Origin of the sequence: Streptomyces sp. SLBN-8D4 (assembly GCF_049739545.1) — a bacterium.
Lineage (GTDB): Bacteria > Actinomycetota > Actinomycetes > Streptomycetales > Streptomycetaceae > Streptomyces > Streptomyces canus_C.
In genome coordinates, this window is sequence record NZ_JBMGQC010000001.1 from 3,484,965 (window position 1) to 3,501,451 (window position 16,487).

Genomic DNA, 16,487 nt, shown 5'->3' on the forward strand with positions numbered 1-16,487 from the left:
CGACCGTGCGTATCCCTCGCCCGGGGACAGCGCTTCCGGCAGACTGTGCGCCCCCGCATGTGCACCCTGACACCCCGCTGTGTCGGTGGGGCATGCCACCATCGTGCGGGCGGTGACTGGTGATACGAGATCAAGAAGAGACGATGAAGCCACAGGGTGTGCACCCGGAGGACGCCGAGAGCACCTCTGACGCTTCGTCGCGCCCCGACACCGCCGACGCCGAAGAAGTGCACGTCGACGAGGTGGAGAGCGACGAGCCACTGCTCCCCGCGCGCGTGCACCGGCCCTCCGATCTGATGCGGCTGCTGGTCGGCGTGCTGGCCGTCGTGGTGCTGCTCGCGATCGCCGCGTTCGCGCACGGCACCACCTCGGGACTCGAACAGGACATCAACAAAGGCACCGGGCAGGCGCCCGACCTGCTCATCAAGATCGCCGGTCTCGCCTCCAGCATCGCGATCCTCCTGGTCCCGGTCGCGTTCGCGATCGAACGCCTGATCAAGCGCGACGGACTGCGGATCGCCGACGGTGTGCTCGCCGCGGTCCTCGCCCACGGTGTGACCCTCGCCACCGACCTGTGGGTCGCCAAGGGTGCCCCCGGCTCGATCCAGGAAGCGCTCACCCAGCCCTCCCCCGGCGACGTCCACGCCCTCACCGACCCCGTGCACGGCTATCTGGCGCCCGTCATCGCCTATATGACGGCCGTCGGCATGTCCCGCAGGCCGCGCTGGCGGGCGGTGCTGTGGATCGTGCTGATGCTCGACGCGTTCTCGATGCTCGTCACCGGCTACACCACACCGTTCTCGATCATCCTGACGGTGCTGATCGGCTGGACGGTCGCCTACGGGACGCTGTACGCGGTCGGCTCGCCCAATGTCCGGCCCACCGGGCGGACGCTGATCGCGGGCCTGCGGACCGTCGGCTTCCACCCGGTCAGCGCGGCCCGCGAGGAGGCCTCGGAGACCGCGGAGAACGGCGACCGCGGCCGGCGCTACTTCGTCACCCTGGAGGACGGCCCGCCGCTGGACGTGACGGTGGTCGACCGGGAGCAGCAGGCGCAGGGCTTCTTCTACCGCGTGTGGCGCAACCTCACCCTGCGCGGCTTCGCCACCCGCAGCAGCCTCCAGTCGCTCAGACAGGCGCTGGAGCAGGAGGCGCTGCTCGCCTACGCGGCGATCGCGGCCGGTGCCAACGCGCCGAAGCTGATCGCCACCTCCGAACTCGGCCCCGACGCCGTGATGCTCGTCTACGAGCACACCGGCGGGCGCACGCTCGAATCGCTCGCCGAGGACGAGATCACCGACGAACTGCTGCGCAACACCTGGCGTCAGGTGCAGGCGCTGCAGTCGCGGCGCATCGCTCACCGCAGGCTCGCGGGTGACGCGATCTTGGTGGATCGTTCCGGCGCGGTGATCCTCACCGATCTGCGCGGCGGTGAGATCGCGGCCAGCACCCTGCTGCTGCGCATGGACGTCGCCCAGCTGGTGACGACCCTGGGGCTGCTGGCGGGCGCGGAACGCGCGGTGGCCTCGGCGGTCAGCATCCTCGGCCCCGACACCGTGGCCGACTGTCTGCCGATGCTCCAGCCGATCGCGCTGACGCGCTCCACGCGCTCCACGCTGCGCCGACTGGCCCGGGAGCGGGCCCAGCGCGAGCGCGAGGCCGTCCTGGAGGCGTCCCAACAAGCCAAGCAGGCCCGTCTGGAGGAGACGCCGGAGGACGCCAGGCCCGTACTCGAAAAGCCGGACAAGAAGGCCGTGAAGGCGGAGGCCCGGGCGGAGAAGCGGGCCATCGACGAGGCCATCGAGGAGTCACGCGAAGAGGACCTGCTGACGCAGATCCGCCATCAGGTGCTGCTGATCAGGCCGCAGGCGCCGGTCGAACCGGCTCGCCTGGAGCGGGTGAAGCCGCGCACGCTGATCAGCTTCATCGCGGGTGCCATCGGCGCGTACTTCCTGCTGACGCAGCTCACCCACATCGAGTTGGGGCCGCTCATCGAGAACGCCGAGTGGGGCTGGGTCGCCGCCGCCGTGCTGTTCTCTGCGTGCAGTTACTTCGCCGCGGCCATGGCACTGCTGGGCTTCGTGCCCGAGCGGGTGGGGTTCCTGCGGACGGTGGCGGCCCAGGTCGCCGGTTCGTTCGTGAAGATCGTCGCACCGGCCGCGGTCGGCGGTGTGGCGCTCAACACGCGCTTCCTGCAACGCCAGGGGGTGCGCCCGGGGCTCGCGGTGGCGAGTGTCGGCGCCTCGCAGTTGTTCGGGCTCGGCTGCCACATCCTGATGCTGCTGTCCTTCGGTTACCTGACCGGTACCGAGAAGACGCCGTCGCTGTCGCCTTCGCGAACCGTCATCGCGGGTCTGCTGACGGTGGCGGTGCTCGTCCTCGTGGTCACCTCGGTGCCGTTCCTCAGGAAATTCGTCGTCACGCGCGTGAGGTCGTTGTTCGCGGGTGTCGTGCCGCGCATGCTGGACGTGCTCCAGCGGCCGCAGAAGCTGATCACCGGCATCGGCGGCATGCTGCTGCTGACGGCCTGCTTCGTGATGTGCCTGGACGCCTCCATCCGCGCATTCGGCAGCGAGGGCGCCTCACTCAGCATCGCCAGCGTCGCCGTCGTCTTCCTCGCCGGCAACGCGCTCGGGTCCGCGGCCCCGACACCGGGCGGTGTGGGCGCCGTGGAGGCCACCTTGACGGTCGGCCTGATCGCCGTGGGGCTCCCCAAGGAGGTCGCCGCACCGGCCGTCCTGCTGTTCCGTCTGCTGACTCTGTGGCTGCCGGTGCTGCCGGGCTGGCTGGCCTTCAACCAGCTGTCCCGGAAGGGCGCCCTGTAGCCCGCACGGCCCTTGCCGCGACAGGTACCTCTTACGGCTCGCGCCCCGAGCGTCCTCCCGCGCGCGAGCGCAGGATGGATTCATGCCGAATCCCCCTCGACTGCGCGCCGCCGCCCTGGCCGCCACCGCCCTTCTGCTGGCCGCCACGCTGGCAGGCTGCGGCGGTGACCAGGACGAGGACCTGTCGGCCCAGAAGCTGAACTGGAAGGACTGCCCGGCTCCCTCCCGGGCCGAGGGCGGCGGTGACGCCCCTTCACCGCTGCCGGGCGGTGCCGAGTGGCAGTGCGCCACCCTCAAGGCTCCTCTCGACTGGGCCAAGCCCAAGGGCGACAGGATCGACATCGCGCTGATCCGGGCCAAGGCCAGTGGCGCCGAGGGCAAGCGCATCGGCTCGCTCGTCTTCAACTTCGGCGGCCCCGGCGGTTCAGGCGTCACCACGCTGCCCGCCTTCGGCTCGGACTACGCGAAACTGCGTACCCGCTACGACCTGGTGAGCTTCGACCCGCGCGGGGTCGGCCGCAGCGCCCCGGTGGAATGCCTGAACGACCCCCAGCTCGACGCGTACTTCGAGCAGGACGCGACCCCGGACGACGCCGCCGAACGCGCCACACTGCTGGACAACACCAAGGAGTTCAACGCGGCCTGCGAGGAGAACTCCAAGAAGATGCTGCCGCGTGTGCGCACGACCGACGCCGCCCGCGACATGGACCTGATGCGCCAGGTCCTCGGCGACGGCAAGCTGTACTACTTCGGCATCTCGTACGGCACCGAACTCGGCGGGGTCTACGCCCACCTGTTCCCGAAGCACGTGGGGCGCGCTGTCTTCGACGCGGTCGTCGACCCGACGCAGAACAGCGAGCAGGGTTCGCTCGGACAGGCCGAGGGCTTCCAGCTCGCGCTCGACAACTTCGCCGAGGACTGCACGTCACAGCCCACGGACTGCCCCGTCGGCGACACCGCGCAGGACGTCAGGAACCGCATCGCGAAACTCCTGGCCGACCTCGACCGGAACCCGCTCCCCGGCATCGGGCAGCGGGTGCTGACCCAGACCGCCGCGACCAACGGCATCGCGCAGGCCCTGTACTCGAAGGACTTCTGGGAGTACCTGACCGAGGGCCTGCAGCAGGCGTACGAAGGTGACGGCAGGGTCCTCATGCTGTTGTCCGACTCGATGAACGGGCGCAGCGAGAACGGCGAGTACAGCAACCTCGCCGCGGCCAACATCTCCATCAACTGCGCCGACGACAAGCCCCGGTACACCACCGCCCAGGTCGAGCGGAAGCTGCCCGAGTTCCGTGCCGCGTCACCGCTGTTCGGCGACTTCATGGCCTGGTCGATGCTGACCTGCACCGACTGGGCCGTGGCGGGGGCCGCCGACCATCCCGACGTGAGCGCCGCCGGCTCGGCGCCGATCCTGGTCGTGGGCAACACCGGGGACCCGGCGACCCCGTACGAGGGCGCCCGCAAGATGGTGCAGGCGCTCGGTAAGGGCGTCGGCGTCGAGCTGACGTACAAGGGGCAGGGGCACGGGTCGTACGACAGCAAGAACAAGTGCGTCCAGGACGCGGTGAACGGCTATCTCCTCACCGGGAAGGCACCGGCGGCCGGGACCGTCTGCTCGTAGCGCACGATCGACTAAGCCTCCACGAAACCGCTGGTCAGATGGTTATCCACAGGCTCGGGCGGGTGTCCCGTGATCGGCCTACCATGGCCGGACCGACGTTCGTGGCACGACGCGGACGGCTTGGGAGGGGGACTGGAATGGGGCGTTTCGTACGGTGGGCGGCTGGGACCGCCACTGCCGCACTGCTGGTGGCCGGGTGCAGCGGCGGCTCGTCCGGCGGCGGGGCGGCGGACGAGCGGTCGGGCAGCGCGAGGCCCAGCACGACCGGCTCGAAGGCGCTGCCCGCCGCGCTGAGCTCGCAGCAGCCCGACTGGGAGCGCTGCAAGGCCACCGCGGACTCCTCCGCGCCCGGCAGGGACTGGCAGTGCGCGACGCTGAAGGTGCCGCTCGACTGGTCGAGGCCGGGAGGCGAGACGATCGACCTCGCGCTGATCCGCTCCAAGGCGCGCGGCGGCGAGCGCATCGGCTCGCTCCTGTTCAACTTCGGCGGCCCCGGCGCTTCGGGCGTCACCGGACTGCCCGGGTACGCCGCCACCGTCCCCCTGTTGCGCGAGCGGTACGACCTGGTGAGCTGGGACCCGCGCGGGGTCGGTGCCAGCGAAGGCGTCCGCTGTCGCAGTGACAAGGAGACGCAGGCGGCCGAGGCGGTGGACCCCACTCCTGACACCCCGGCCGAGGAGCGGGCGTACCTCCGGGACGCGACAGACTTCGCCCGGGGCTGCGAGAAGGACGCGGGCGACCTGCTGGCACACGTCTCGACCACCGACACCGCGCGGGACATGGACCTGATGCGCCAGGTCCTCGGCGACAGCGAGCTGCACTACTTCGGTATCTCGTACGGCACCGAGATCGGCGGCGTCTACGCCCACCTGTTCCCGGAGAACGTGGGGCGGCTGGTGCTCGACGCGGTCGTCGACCCGAGCGCCGACCTGGTGGCCCACCGTGAGAACCAGGCCCGGGGCTTCCAGCGCGCGCTCGACAACTACCTCACATCCACCGGTCAGGACCCCGCGCGGGGCACCCGGAAGATCGCGGATCTGGTGGATCGGATCGACGCGCGCCCGTTGGACACCTATTCCGGGCGGAAGCTGACCCAGGTCCTCGCGTTCACCGGCATCGTCTGGCCGTTGTACCGCCAGGACAGCTGGCCCTCGCTGACCAGCGCGCTCGACACCGCCGAGCAGGGGGACGGCTCCGAACTGCTGGCGCTCGCCGACGGCTACAACGAACGGGACTCCTCAGGTCGCTACGGCCTGCTCCCGCAGGCCCAACGGGTCATATCGTGCTTGGACGACAAGCAGCGGCCCACCCTCACGCAGGCGAAGAAGCTGCTGCCCGAGTTCGAGAGGATCTCCCCCGTGTTCGGCCCCTTCCTAGGTTGGGACGCGGCCGGCTGGTGCCACGACTGGCCGGTGCCCGGGCAGTACGAGAACGCGGAGGTGAGCGCCCCCGGTGCGGCGCCGGTCCTGGTGATCGGCAACACGGGCGACCCGGCGACGCCGTACGAAGGTGCCCGGAGGATGGCGGACGAGTTGGGCCGGGGGGTGGGTGTGGAGCTCACCTGGAAGGGCGAGGGACACGGGGCGTACGGGAACGGGAGCGACTGTGTGGACTCCACGGTGAACGCGTATCTGCTGAAGGGCACGGTGCCGACGGACGGCAAGGTCTGCGCCCTGCGCGGGTAGCGGAAAGGGGCCCGGCACCCGTGGTGCCGAGCCCCTCCCGGGAAGCCGTGGGCCTAGTAGACCGGCTTGTGCGGCTCGATCTGGTGGACCCAGCCGATCACGCCGCCGCCGACGTGGACGGCGTCGGAGAAGCCCGCGGACTTCAGGACCGCGAGGACTTCCGCACTGCGGACACCCGTCTTGCAGTGCAGGACGATCTTCTTGTCCTGCGGGAGGCCCTCCAGGGCGGTGCCCATGAGGAACTCGTTCTTGGGGATCAGCTTGGCGCCCGGGATGGAGACGATCTCGTACTCGTTGATCTCGCGGACGTCGATGATCTCGATGTTCTCGCCGTCGTCGATCCACTCCTTGAGCTGCTTGGGAGTGATCGTCGAGCCGGCGGCCGCCTCCTGGGCCTCCTCGGAGACGACGCCGCAGAAGGCCTCGTAGTCGATGAGCTCGGTGACGGTCGGGTTCTCGCCGCAGACCGCGCAGTTCGGGTCCTTGCGGACCTTGACCTGGCGGTACTGCATCTCCAGGGCGTCGTAGATCATCAGACGGCCGACAAGGGGCTCGCCGATGCCCGCGAGGAGCTTGATGGCCTCGTTGACCTGGATGGAGCCGATGGACGCGCACAGCACGCCCAGCACGCCGCCCTCGGCGCAGGAGGGGACCATGCCGGGGGGCGGGGGCTCCGGGTAGAGGCAGCGGTAGCAGGGACCGTGCTCGGACCAGAAGACGGAGGCCTGGCCGTCGAAGCGGTAGATCGAGCCCCAGACGTACGGCTTGTTCAGCAGCACGCACGCGTCGTTGACCAGGTAGCGGGTCGCGAAGTTGTCGGTGCCGTCGACGATCAGGTCGTACTGGCTGAAGATGTCCATCACGTTGTCGGCCTCGAGCCGCTCCTCGTGAAGGACCACGTTCACGTACGGGTTGATGCCGAGGACGGAGTCGCGGGCGGACGCGGCCTTGGAGCGGCCGATGTCGGCCTGGCTGTGGATGATCTGGCGCTGCAGGTTCGACTCGTCGACCTCGTCGAACTCCACGATGCCGAGCGTGCCGACGCCCGCCGCGGCCAGGTACATCAGCGCCGGCGAGCCCAGGCCGCCGGCGCCGACACAGAGCACCTTGGCGTTCTTCAGCCGCTTCTGCCCGTCCATCCCGACATCAGGGATGATCAGGTGGCGGGAGTACCTGCGGACCTCGTCTACGGTGAGCTCGGCAGCGGGCTCGACCAGGGGTGGCAGCGACACGGGGACTCCGTTGGTCGGTCAATCACTACAGTTGTTCTCCCCGTAACACTGCCACGGCCTTCTTCATTCCGAGACACCCGTTCCGATCCGCGAGACGATCTCGTCCCAGTAGCCGGGCATGGTCTCCCAGGGGTCGACACGGCCGCCGTGGTCCGTGCGGTCGGTGAACCAGATCGTGGCGGCGCCCTGCCAGCGGGCGATCCGCAGCGCCTCCTCCAGGTGCGGACCGGGCACCCCGTGGACGAGGTGGCAGAAGCGGTCGGGCGGGTAGTCGGCGGTCCACTCGGCCACCTGCGACCAGCGGTAGTCGCTCCAGGAACCGGAGAAGGTGACCAACTGGTCGGCGTTCTCGGCGTAACCGGGGTGGGGATGGGTGCCGTGGCCGAGGACGATGTGGGCATCGTCACGGACCGCGCGGAGCGTGGTGACGCTGCGGCGGACCTCGGGGAGCGCGGTGCGTTCGGTCGGACAGCGGTCCAGGAGGAAGCCGTCGACCTGGTACCAGTCGATGTAGCGCTGGGCCTCGGAGACCGTCTCGCCGTAGGTGCGGGTCCCGTGGGCGCTGTCGAGGTGGCCGAGGACGCGGACGCCCGCGTTGCGCAGCCGGCCCGCCGCCTCGAGGCAGTGCGGGTCGGGGCGGGCACCCGGGCCCGCGGCGACGTCGAGGACGGCCCAGTGCACGGGGGTGCCGGGGCGGGCCAGTTCGGCCCATTCGGCGGGGGCGACCAGGGGGTGGGCGAAGCCGGGGACGCCGAGGCCGGTGCGCAGCTCGGTGCTCGACGTGCTTGTCTTCGTGCTGGTCAGATGCGGCATGCCGCCTCCATCCAGATGTCGGCGAGGGACTCTTCGAGGTTGATGCGGGGGCGCCAGCCGAGCCGGTCGCGCGCGGTGCGCACATCGGCCTGCTGCCAGCTGCCGCAGCCGTCCGGGTACGGGTACGCGACGGGTGCCGCGTGGTCGGGGTCCGAGCGGGGGTGGCCGATGGTCGCCCTCAGCGGGCCGGGAGGGCCGTCGAGTTCGTGGAGGGCGCCGCCGTATCCGGCGACCCGGGCCAGGACGGCGGCGGCGTCGCGAAGGCGGACGGCTCGGCCCGAGCCGATGTTGATGACGCCCTGTGCGGCGGAGAGCGAGGCCGCGTGGACGGCGCGGGCCACATCGCGGACGTCGACGAAGTCGCGTTGGGCGCCGAGTCCGCCGAGCTTGAGTTCGCCGTCGCCGGACTGCATGGCGCGGCGCATGGCCTCGGCGAGACGGCCGAGCGGTGAGCCCGCGGGGGTGCCGGGGCCGGCCGGTGAGAAGACGCGCAGGACGACGGCGTCCAGGCCGGAGCCGAGGACCAGTTCGGTGGCGGCGAGTTTGCTGACGCCGTACGGGCCGCCGGGGCGGGGGACGGCGTCCTCGGCCGTGGAGGAGCCGGGCTGGCTGGGCCCGTACTCGGCCCCGCAGCCGATCTGCACCAGACGGGCCCCGCAGCCGCTGCGGCGCAGGGCCTCGCAGACGGTGGCGACGGCGACCGTGTTGTGGCGGGTGAGTTCGCGGGCACCGCCGCGGGTGGCGCCGGCGCAGTTGACGACGACGCCCGGGTGGACCGCGTCGAGGAAGCGGGTGAGGGCGCCTGGGCTGCCGGACGCGAGGTCGAAGCGGACGTCGGCGTCGTCACCGCGGCCGAGGGCGGTGAGCTGGACGGCCGGGTCGGCGAGCAGACGGTCGGCGACGAAGCGGCCGAGGTAGCCGTTGGCTCCGATCAGCAGGACTCTCATCGGGCTGCTCCCGGGGCCTTGGGGGGTCGGGAGGTGGTCATTGCGGGTTCTCCTTCGGGAGGGGCTTGCGGTTGCCTCCGGCGGGGCCGGAGGGTTGCTGCGGCGGGGCCGGAGCGGTTGCCGGCGGCGGAGGGCCGTAGCGGATGCCTGCGGCGGTGTGTGCGGGTCGGCGGGCGGTTCTCCCACCGCGGGTGGAAGGCCGCGCCCACGGCGGGGGCTGCTCTCGCCCATGGCGGGTGGGAGGCCCGCGCCTACGGCGGGTGGGTGGCTCGGGGGCGGGTCAGCACGGGGCCTCCGCCTGGGCGTGGGCCGACGCCCTCGTCAGCTTGCGGGCCCCGTGGATCAACAGGGCCAGGGCGCCGAGCCCACAGGAGAGGGTCTGGATGCCGCCCGGGCCCCAGAGGTCCACCAGGGCGTCCACCGGTGCGGCCAGGAAGCCGCAGCCCGGCAGACGGGAGGCGAAAGCCGCCGCGAGGGCGGTCGCCTGGGCCGTGGCCGCGGCGGTGAGGACCACCCCGGGGGCGTGGGTGAAACCGTGGACGGTGAGGAGGCGGGCGAGGAAGAGGAGAGCGCCCAGAGCGATGACCTGTGGGAGGACGGCTGGTTCGGCCACGGCGGCGGAGGACAGGGCCGACAGAGCCGTCAGGGCACACAGGTACAGGGCGAACGTGCCCAGCAGCAGGGGGCGTACGGAGGCCGCGAAGTCCTCCAGTCCGCGGCTGACGGCCAGTTTGCGGCGGGCGCGGGCCGCGAAGAGGTGGGCGGACCAGGCCGCCGGGACGCAGGACAGGGTGAGGGCGAGGAGGGGGGCCGTGGTCGTGGGCCAAGCAGCGTCGGCGGCGCCGGCGGGCAGGGCGTCGGGGCCACCGGTCACGGCCGCGGCGAGGAGGCCGTCGCCGAGGGTGGCGTAGGCGAGGAGCCAGTACGTCCAGGTGGAGGTGCCGGCGGCGGGTGCTCGGTCGGGTGCGGCGAGGGGGCCGCGGGACAGGGCAGCGCGCACGGCCAGGGACACGGCCAGGAAGCCCACCAGGGCGGCGACCAGCCGGGACTGGCCGTCGGTGAGGTGGATGCCGGTCACCGTGGCCACGCAGAAGGTGCCGGGGAGGAGGGTGAGCAGGGCCCAGTCGGCGCGGGGCCCGGAGGGCTGCTCCACCGTGGGCGGCGGGGTCGTCTCACCGTCCCTCGGGACACGGGCGTACATCTCCTCGGCGAGGGAGAAGACGTCCCGGTGCCGGAAGCGGACGGCGGTGCGGTCGGTGACGCCGTGGGCCTCCAGGCCGGCCGCGATCTCCAGGGGGTCGACGGCCCGTGCGCACAGCTCGCGGTGACGGTGCATCAGGGCCTTCACCGGGTCGGCGGCGGAACGACGGGCGGGGCCGGGGGTGGTGGGCTTGAGGCCGGTGGAGATCTCGGGGGCGCGCGGGGTGGGCGCCGAGGGGGTGTACAGGTCTGCTTCCCCGGAGGCGTCGACCGTGGGCGGGTCGGAGTCTTCCGGCTCAGCCGCTTCGGACACCTCGGAGTTGTCGGCCACCTCGGATTCGCCGGACGTCTCAGACCCGCCGGCCCCTTCGGAGTCGCCGGACCCGCCGGACACCTCAGGCTTGCCGGCCACCTCGGATTCGCCGGACGTCTCAGACCCGCCGGCCACCTCGGACTTCCCCAGGCCCTCGGACGCCCCCGACCCCTCGGACGCTCCGGAGTCCTCCACACCGCCCGGCGCCGACCCTGTCGACGTTTCCGTCAGCCACTCCTCCGACTCGGTGTCCCACGCGCCCGGGCTGCCAGGGGTGCCGGGGCGGTCGAGTCCCACGTCGCTCATCCGGTCGCTCCTTCCGGGGCGGCGAAGGGAGGCGTCGCGTGGACCGGTGGCCCCGCGGCCCAGCCGGGACCGCCCCGGGCCACGACACGGGTGCTGTGCTCGGTCCAGCGGCCGGGTACGTGGGCTTCGGCTGGGGCGGCGAAGGGCAGGGGCTCACCGGCGTTGTCCAGGACGACCCGGCGGACCGGCGTGTGCGAGACGATCTCCAGGTAAATGCCGTGAAATGCCGTGATGTTCTGTTCCACGGTGAACAGTTCGAGCGCCCGGGCGCGTGCGGCGGCGCCCAGGCGCTCACGGCGCTCGGGGTCGCGCAGCAGCGTGACGCACGCCTCCGCGAGCGCCTTCGGATTGCGGGGCGGGACGACGAGACCCGTGCCCCCGATGACCTCCACAACCGCTCCGACGTCGGTGGACACGGTGGCCCGGCCGCAGAACATGGCCTCGACGAGGGTGATCGGGAAGCCCTCGACGACGCTGGACAGGACGGTGACCGCGCCCGAGGCGTACGCGTCGGCGAGCGTCGGCACCTCGGGCCCGCCGATCTCCTCGAAGCGGACGGGGTTGTCGCCCACGGCGTGCAGCCCCTCCGCCTCGTCGGGGAAGAGCTGCGCGGCCAGCGCCTTGCAGTGCCCGAGATAGGCCGCGCCCTCGGGGCCGGTGGGCGCGCCGACGATTCTCAGCCGGGTCTTGGGCTCCTCCTTGCGGACCTCCGCGAAGGCGTGGAGCAGGGAGATCAGATCCTTGGCGGGTTCGACCCGGCCGACCCAGACCAGCATGTCCGGGTCCACGCACTCCGCGGACTCGCCCACCTCCGTGAAGCGGGTGGCGTCCATGCCCGGGTAGACCGTGCGCAGCTTGGCGCGGTCGGCGCCGCAGCGCTCCTGCCAGCGGCGGGCGTGGGTGTTGCCGGGCGTGACGACCGCCGCCCGCCGGTAGGTCTCGATGGCGAGCCGGCCGTGGAAGGCGGTGAGCAGGCTCCGTACGGCGGGCGGGGACTCGGTGCCGGCCAGGTAGTGCGTGCGCAGTCGGACGCCGTACTCCGTGACCAGCAGCGGCACACCGCAGAAGTGGTGCGCCAGGAGGCCGGGCAGGGCGGCCGGGCCGCCGGAGGCCGCGTGGCACAGGTCGACCGCGCCGAGGCCGTCGTCCTCATACCAGTCGAGCGACAGGGGGCGCAGGGCGCGCTCCAGGTGTCCGGCCACGGCGAGCAGCTCCGGTACCCGCGCCACGCGCGCTGTCTGCCGGGCGCCGGGCGCACGACAGGCGCGCTCCAGGGCACGTACGGCGGTCTCGGAGCGGAGCGCTCCCACCAGCCCGCCCTCGTCGCGGGCGAGTTCGGCGAGTCCGTACAGGGCGTTGGCGAAACGGTCCGCCTCCGTGGCCGACGACTCCCCCGAGGTGTCGCCGACCCCCCCTTCGCACAGTGCCGCCGCCAACTCGCCGTACGACTCGGCGAACCGACGGCGCGCGCGCCGCCCGTACACCACGCCGTCGTCCTCCGCGGTCCACAGCGGGGCCGTGATGACCCTGCCGACCTGCGGTGGCAGCTGGACCCAGCCCTCGTCCTCCTGGTGCTCGCTGCGGCTGAGCGCGTAGATGTCGAACTCGTGCTGCTCGAGCCCGCGCACGAGCCGGTCGCACCAGAGTCTGGCGTCACCGCTCACATACGGATAGCCACCCTCCGTAAGCAGTCCTATGCGCACGAGTGCACCCCCGATCTCCCGTATGAGGAGCCGCCGTTGGCCCGGCGGCTCGCAGCGGGACGAAGGTATGCGGACAAGGCGGTGGCGCGACGGACGGTTGTCCATCGCGCCACCAGAAGGGGTGAACGGTCGTAACTTTCTGGTGCGGGTCGCGTTCGGTCGCGCTAAGAGATCACCCGGACACGGAACGTCAGGTCACGGCCACTTCCCGGCGCTCCGCCCTGCGCCGGGCCGCTATCCGCGGATCGAGCGCCGGCACGGCGGCCAGGAGTTGCTGGGTGTACGGGTCCCGCGGGCTGTCGTAGACCTCGTCGGCCGGGCCCTGTTCGACGATCCGGCCGCGCCGCATCACGGCGACGCGGTCGCTGACCTGGCGTACGACGGCGAGGTCGTGCGCGACGAAGACCAGCGCGAGTCCGAGCTCCCGCTGCAACTCGCCGAGCAGGGCCACCACCTGGGCCTGGGTGGTGACATCGAGGGCGGAGACCGGCTCGTCGCAGACGATGACGCGCGGGTCGGCCGCGAGCGCCCGGGCGATGCCCACGCGCTGGCGCTGGCCGCCGCTGAACTCGTGCGGGTAGCGGTCGTAGTGCGCCCTTTCGAGCCCCACGCGCTCCAGGAGTTCCTTCACGCGCCCCCTGATCCGCTGCTCGTCCCTCTCGCCCCGCGCGCGGATGGGGTCGGCGATGGACTCGCCCACGCTGCGGCGGGGGTTGAGGGAGGAGACGGGGTCCTGGAAGACCATCTGCACGGCCGGGTTCACGCCCACGCGCGCGTGGCCGTCGTGGCGGACCTCCCCCGCCGTCGGCTCCAGGAGGCCGACCAGCATCCGTCCCAGGGTGGTCTTGCCGCTGCCGCTCTCGCCGACGACGCCGAGGGTCTCGCCCCGGCGGACGGTCAGCGAGACGTCGTCGACGGCCGCGAAGGCCTTCCTGCCGCGGCCGAACTCGCGCCGCAGGCCCTTCGCTTCGAGGACCACCTCGCCGGACGGCCCGGAAGGTGCCCGCGCGGCGTCCACGCGCGGTACCGCGGCGAGCAGTTCGCGGGTGTACGCCTCTCCCGGCGCCCCGAGCACCGCGGCGACCGGCCCCTGCTCGACCGCGCGACCATGTCGCATGACCAGTACGTCGTCGACGCTGCCCGCGGCGACGCCCACGTCGTGCGTGACGAGCAGCAGGCCCATGCCGGTCTCCTCGCGCAGCGTGTGCAGCAGGTCGAGGATCTGGGCCTGGACGGTCACGTCGAGCGCGGTCGTCGGCTCGTCGGCGATCAGCAGGCGGGGTTCGCAGGCCAGTGCCATCGCGATGAGGGCGCGCTGGCGCATGCCGCCGCTGAACTCGTGCGGACGGGACCGGGATCGCCGTACGGCGTCCGGAATGCCGACCCGGTCCAGCACCTCCACCGCACGCGCGCGTGCCGTTCGTCGCGACACGCGCGTGTGCACGCGGTACACCTCGGCGATCTGGTCGCCGATCGCGTAGTAGGGGTCCAGGGACGACAGCGGGTCCTGGAAGACCATCGCGGCCTTCGCGCCCCGCAGCCGCCGCAGTTCGTCGTCCGACGCCCGCTGTACGTCCACTCCCGCGACCTCGACCGAACCGCCCACACGCGCCCCCGTGCCGCGGTGCAGCCCGAGCAGCGCCGAGGCGACGGTGGACTTACCGGAACCGGACTCGCCGACCAGGGCGAGGGCCGCGCCCTCCTCCAGGCGGAAGGAGAGGCCGTCGACGGCGCGCAGGTCGCCGAACTCGACGGTCAGGTCCGTGACATGGACAAGGCTCATGCGAGCACCACCCGTCGGTCGGCCACCGCGTACAGGACGTCCGCGACGGCGTTGGCGAGCACCACGAAGAAGCCGATGACCAGGACCATGCCGACGACGACCGGGAGGTCGACGACGGTGACGGCGTGGACCAGTTCCTGGCCGATGCCGGGCAGGCCGAACAGCGACTCGACGAGGACGGCCCCGCCCATCGCGCTGCCGAAGTCGTTGGCGTTCAGGGCGATGATCGGGGCCAGGGCCCCGCGCAGGGCGTGCCGGCCGACGATCGACCGCTCGCCGACGCCGTAGGCCCGGAAGGTGCGGATGTGGTCCTCGGCGAGCGTCTCCAGCATCGACGCCCGGGTCAGCCGCGCGAAGTAGGCCGCCTCGCCGAGGGCGAGCGTGACCCAGGGCAGCAGCAGGCCCCACATCCACTGTTCGGGGTCGTCGGAGAAGGAGACGTACTCGGGGAAGGGCAGGAGTTCCAGTTGCCCGCAGACCACGATCATCAGGACGAGGCCGATGACGAACACGGGCGTGGCGACGCCGGCGAGGGTGATGCCGGTCAGCGCGCGCTCGGTGAACCGGCCGCGCCGCCAGGCGGAGAGTACGCCGGTGCCGACGCCCAGCAGCAGCCAGAGGACCATCGCGCCGACCACCAGCGACAGGCTGACGGGCAGCTTGTTCAGGATGATCCGGGTGACCTGCTGGTCACTTTGGTACGACAGCCCGAGGCACGGCGCCGGGCAGTGCTCGACGGAGGTCCCGGTGGAGTAGTCGTGGCCCGCGACGATGCCCTGGAGGAAGTGCCAGTAGCGCAGGTACAGCGGGTCGTCGAGCCGGAGTTGCTGGGCGACCTGGTGCACCTGTTCGGGCGAGCAGCGCGGGCCGCAGGTGATCTGGGCGACGTTGCCGGGGGTGGCGTAGAAGACGACGTAGATGATCACCGAGAGGGCGAGCAGGGTGAGTACGGCGCTCACGGCCCGGCGCAGGGCGAATGCGGTGAAGCCGCTCATGCGGTGCCCTCCTTGGCGGCCTCGGGCTTGGTGGCCTCGGGCTTGGTGGCCTCGGGCTTGGTGGCCTCGGGCTTGGTGGCCTTGGACTCCTGTCTGCGGCCCGTGCCGATACGCAGTCGGGAGGCCGCGCGCGGGTCGAGGGCGGTGCGGACGCCGTCGCCGAGGACGGTGAGCGCGAGGACGGTGACGAACAGCGCGGCCGCGGGCAGCAGCAGGTACTGCGGGGCCGCCTGGTACCAGACGTCGGCCGAGGTGAGCATCTGTCCCCAGGACGGGGTGGGCGGCTTGACGCCGACGCCGAGGAAGGACAGGGACGCCTCGATGGAGATGTTCGCGGGCACCATGAGGGCCGCGTAGGTGATGACGGGCGCGGCGAGACCGGGCAGCAGTTCCCGGCGGGCGATCCGCAGGGTGCCCCAGCCGCTGAGCCGGGCGGCGGCCACGTAGTCGAGTTCCTTGAGGGTCAGGGTCTGGGCGCGCGCGATCTTGCCGATCGTGCCCCAGGCGACGAAGCCGATGATGAGCGCGACCAGGACCGGCCGGGGGAAGCTGCTCGGCACGACGGCCAGCAGCGCCAGCGCCATGATCATCAACGGCATGGCCACGATGATGTCGGTGACCCGGCTCAACAGTTGATCAACCCATCGGTTGCCGAGCGCGGCCGCGACACCGACGACGACACCGAGGAAGACCTGTACGGCGGTCGCGGCCAGCGCGACGCCCAGGGAGACCCGGGCGCCGTACACCAGCCGCGCGAACAGGTCGCGTCCGGTCTGGGGCTCGACACCGAGCCAATGCTCCCCGCCGGCGCCCCCGAAGGACCCGATGGGCACGCCTCCACGCGCGGAGTCGATCAGGGAGGGATGGTAGGTGGTCGGGTCCTGGCCCTCCAGCGCGGTGAGCAGGGGCGCCGCGAGGGCGACCAGGACGAGCAGTGCGACGACGACGGCCGCGACCATGGCGGCGCGCTGCGCCCGCAGCCGACGCCAGAACTGACGGGCCCCCGAGGCCCCCGGGACGGATGCCTCGGGGACCTCGGTGGCGACAAGTGCCTCGCTCAT

The 16,487-nt window shown here is 71.9% G+C and carries 11 protein-coding genes; 3 read left to right on the forward strand and 8 right to left on the reverse strand.

The window, feature by feature from the left end; genetic code table 11:
- Window positions 1-143: 143 nt before the first annotated feature.
- The 3 genes from RKD20_RS15385 (at window position 144) to RKD20_RS15395 (ending at window position 6,134) form a co-directional block, all read left to right on the forward strand.
- The gene (locus RKD20_RS15385; protein WP_424878218.1) at window positions 144-2,825 is read left to right on the forward strand and encodes a flippase-like domain-containing protein; all 2,682 of its coding nucleotides are present in this window, start codon (window positions 144-146) and stop codon (window positions 2,823-2,825) included.
- Between the two features lie 82 nt (window positions 2,826-2,907).
- Entirely contained in the window at window positions 2,908-4,449 is a 1,542-nt protein-coding gene (locus tag RKD20_RS15390; RefSeq protein WP_424878219.1) for an alpha/beta hydrolase, read from the forward strand.
- 137 nt (window positions 4,450-4,586) lie between these two features.
- Window positions 4,587-6,134, forward strand: coding sequence for an alpha/beta hydrolase (locus tag RKD20_RS15395; RefSeq protein WP_424878220.1), 1,548 nt, complete (start codon window positions 4,587-4,589; stop codon window positions 6,132-6,134).
- 53 nt (window positions 6,135-6,187) lie between these two features.
- On the opposite strand, the gene moeZ is transcribed toward RKD20_RS15395, so the two are convergent.
- The 8 genes from moeZ to RKD20_RS15435 all read right to left on the reverse strand — a co-directional run bounded on the left by moeZ (window position 6,188) and on the right by RKD20_RS15435 (window position 16,487).
- A complete protein-coding gene (gene moeZ, locus RKD20_RS15400; RefSeq protein ID WP_389818462.1) occupies window positions 6,188-7,366 on the reverse strand; it encodes an adenylyltransferase/sulfurtransferase MoeZ in 1,179 nt (392 codons plus the stop codon).
- Window positions 7,367-7,429: 63 nt separating this feature from the next.
- Entirely contained in the window at window positions 7,430-8,179 is a 750-nt protein-coding gene (locus RKD20_RS15405) for a spherulation-specific family 4 protein (RefSeq protein ID WP_424878221.1), read from the reverse strand.
- A complete protein-coding gene (locus tag RKD20_RS15410) occupies window positions 8,167-9,126 on the reverse strand; it encodes an NAD-dependent epimerase/dehydratase family protein (RefSeq protein ID WP_020119777.1) in 960 nt (319 codons plus the stop codon). Before RKD20_RS15410 ends, RKD20_RS15405 begins: the two co-directional genes overlap by 13 nt.
- 280 nt (window positions 9,127-9,406) lie before the next feature.
- Window positions 9,407-10,945, reverse strand: coding sequence for a hypothetical protein (locus RKD20_RS15415; RefSeq protein ID WP_424878222.1), 1,539 nt, complete (start codon window positions 10,943-10,945; stop codon window positions 9,407-9,409).
- Complete coding sequence (locus RKD20_RS15420; protein WP_424878223.1) at window positions 10,942-12,648, reverse strand: DUF3492 domain-containing protein; 1,707 nt, start codon at window positions 12,646-12,648, stop codon at window positions 10,942-10,944. The genes RKD20_RS15415 and RKD20_RS15420 overlap by 4 nt, the downstream gene beginning before the upstream one ends.
- A gap of 190 nt (window positions 12,649-12,838) precedes the next feature.
- Window positions 12,839-14,431 carry a dipeptide ABC transporter ATP-binding protein gene (locus tag RKD20_RS15425; protein WP_424878224.1) on the reverse strand — a complete coding sequence of 531 codons (1,593 nt, stop codon included), beginning with the start codon at window positions 14,429-14,431 and terminating at the stop codon, window positions 12,839-12,841.
- Entirely contained in the window at window positions 14,428-15,426 is a 999-nt protein-coding gene (locus tag RKD20_RS15430; RefSeq protein WP_020119773.1) for an ABC transporter permease, read from the reverse strand. The genes RKD20_RS15425 and RKD20_RS15430 overlap by 4 nt, the downstream gene beginning before the upstream one ends.
- On the reverse strand, window positions 15,423-16,487 hold the full coding sequence (locus RKD20_RS15435; protein ID WP_424878225.1) for an ABC transporter permease: 1,065 nt from the start codon (window positions 16,485-16,487) through the stop codon (window positions 15,423-15,425). Before RKD20_RS15435 ends, RKD20_RS15430 begins: the two co-directional genes overlap by 4 nt.

Coding starts and splice junctions, on each gene's coding strand:
- RKD20_RS15385 (WP_424878218.1), top strand. CDS start 144: ATGAAGCCACAGGGTGTGCACCCGGAGGACGCCGAGAGCACCTCTGAC.
- RKD20_RS15390 (WP_424878219.1), top strand. CDS start 2,908: ATGCCGAATCCCCCTCGACTGCGCGCCGCCGCCCTGGCCGCCACCGCC.
- RKD20_RS15395 (WP_424878220.1), top strand. CDS start 4,587: ATGGGGCGTTTCGTACGGTGGGCGGCTGGGACCGCCACTGCCGCACTG.
- RKD20_RS15405 (WP_424878221.1), bottom strand. CDS start 8,179: ATGCCGCATCTGACCAGCACGAAGACAAGCACGTCGAGCACCGAGCTG.
- RKD20_RS15410 (WP_020119777.1), bottom strand. CDS start 9,126: ATGAGAGTCCTGCTGATCGGAGCCAACGGCTACCTCGGCCGCTTCGTC.
- RKD20_RS15415 (WP_424878222.1), bottom strand. CDS start 10,945: ATGAGCGACGTGGGACTCGACCGCCCCGGCACCCCTGGCAGCCCGGGC.
- RKD20_RS15425 (WP_424878224.1), bottom strand. CDS start 14,431: ATGAGCCTTGTCCATGTCACGGACCTGACCGTCGAGTTCGGCGACCTG.
- RKD20_RS15430 (WP_020119773.1), bottom strand. CDS start 15,426: ATGAGCGGCTTCACCGCATTCGCCCTGCGCCGGGCCGTGAGCGCCGTA.
- RKD20_RS15435 (WP_424878225.1), bottom strand. CDS start 16,487: ATGAGCGAGGCACTTGTCGCCACCGAGGTCCCCGAGGCATCCGTCCCG.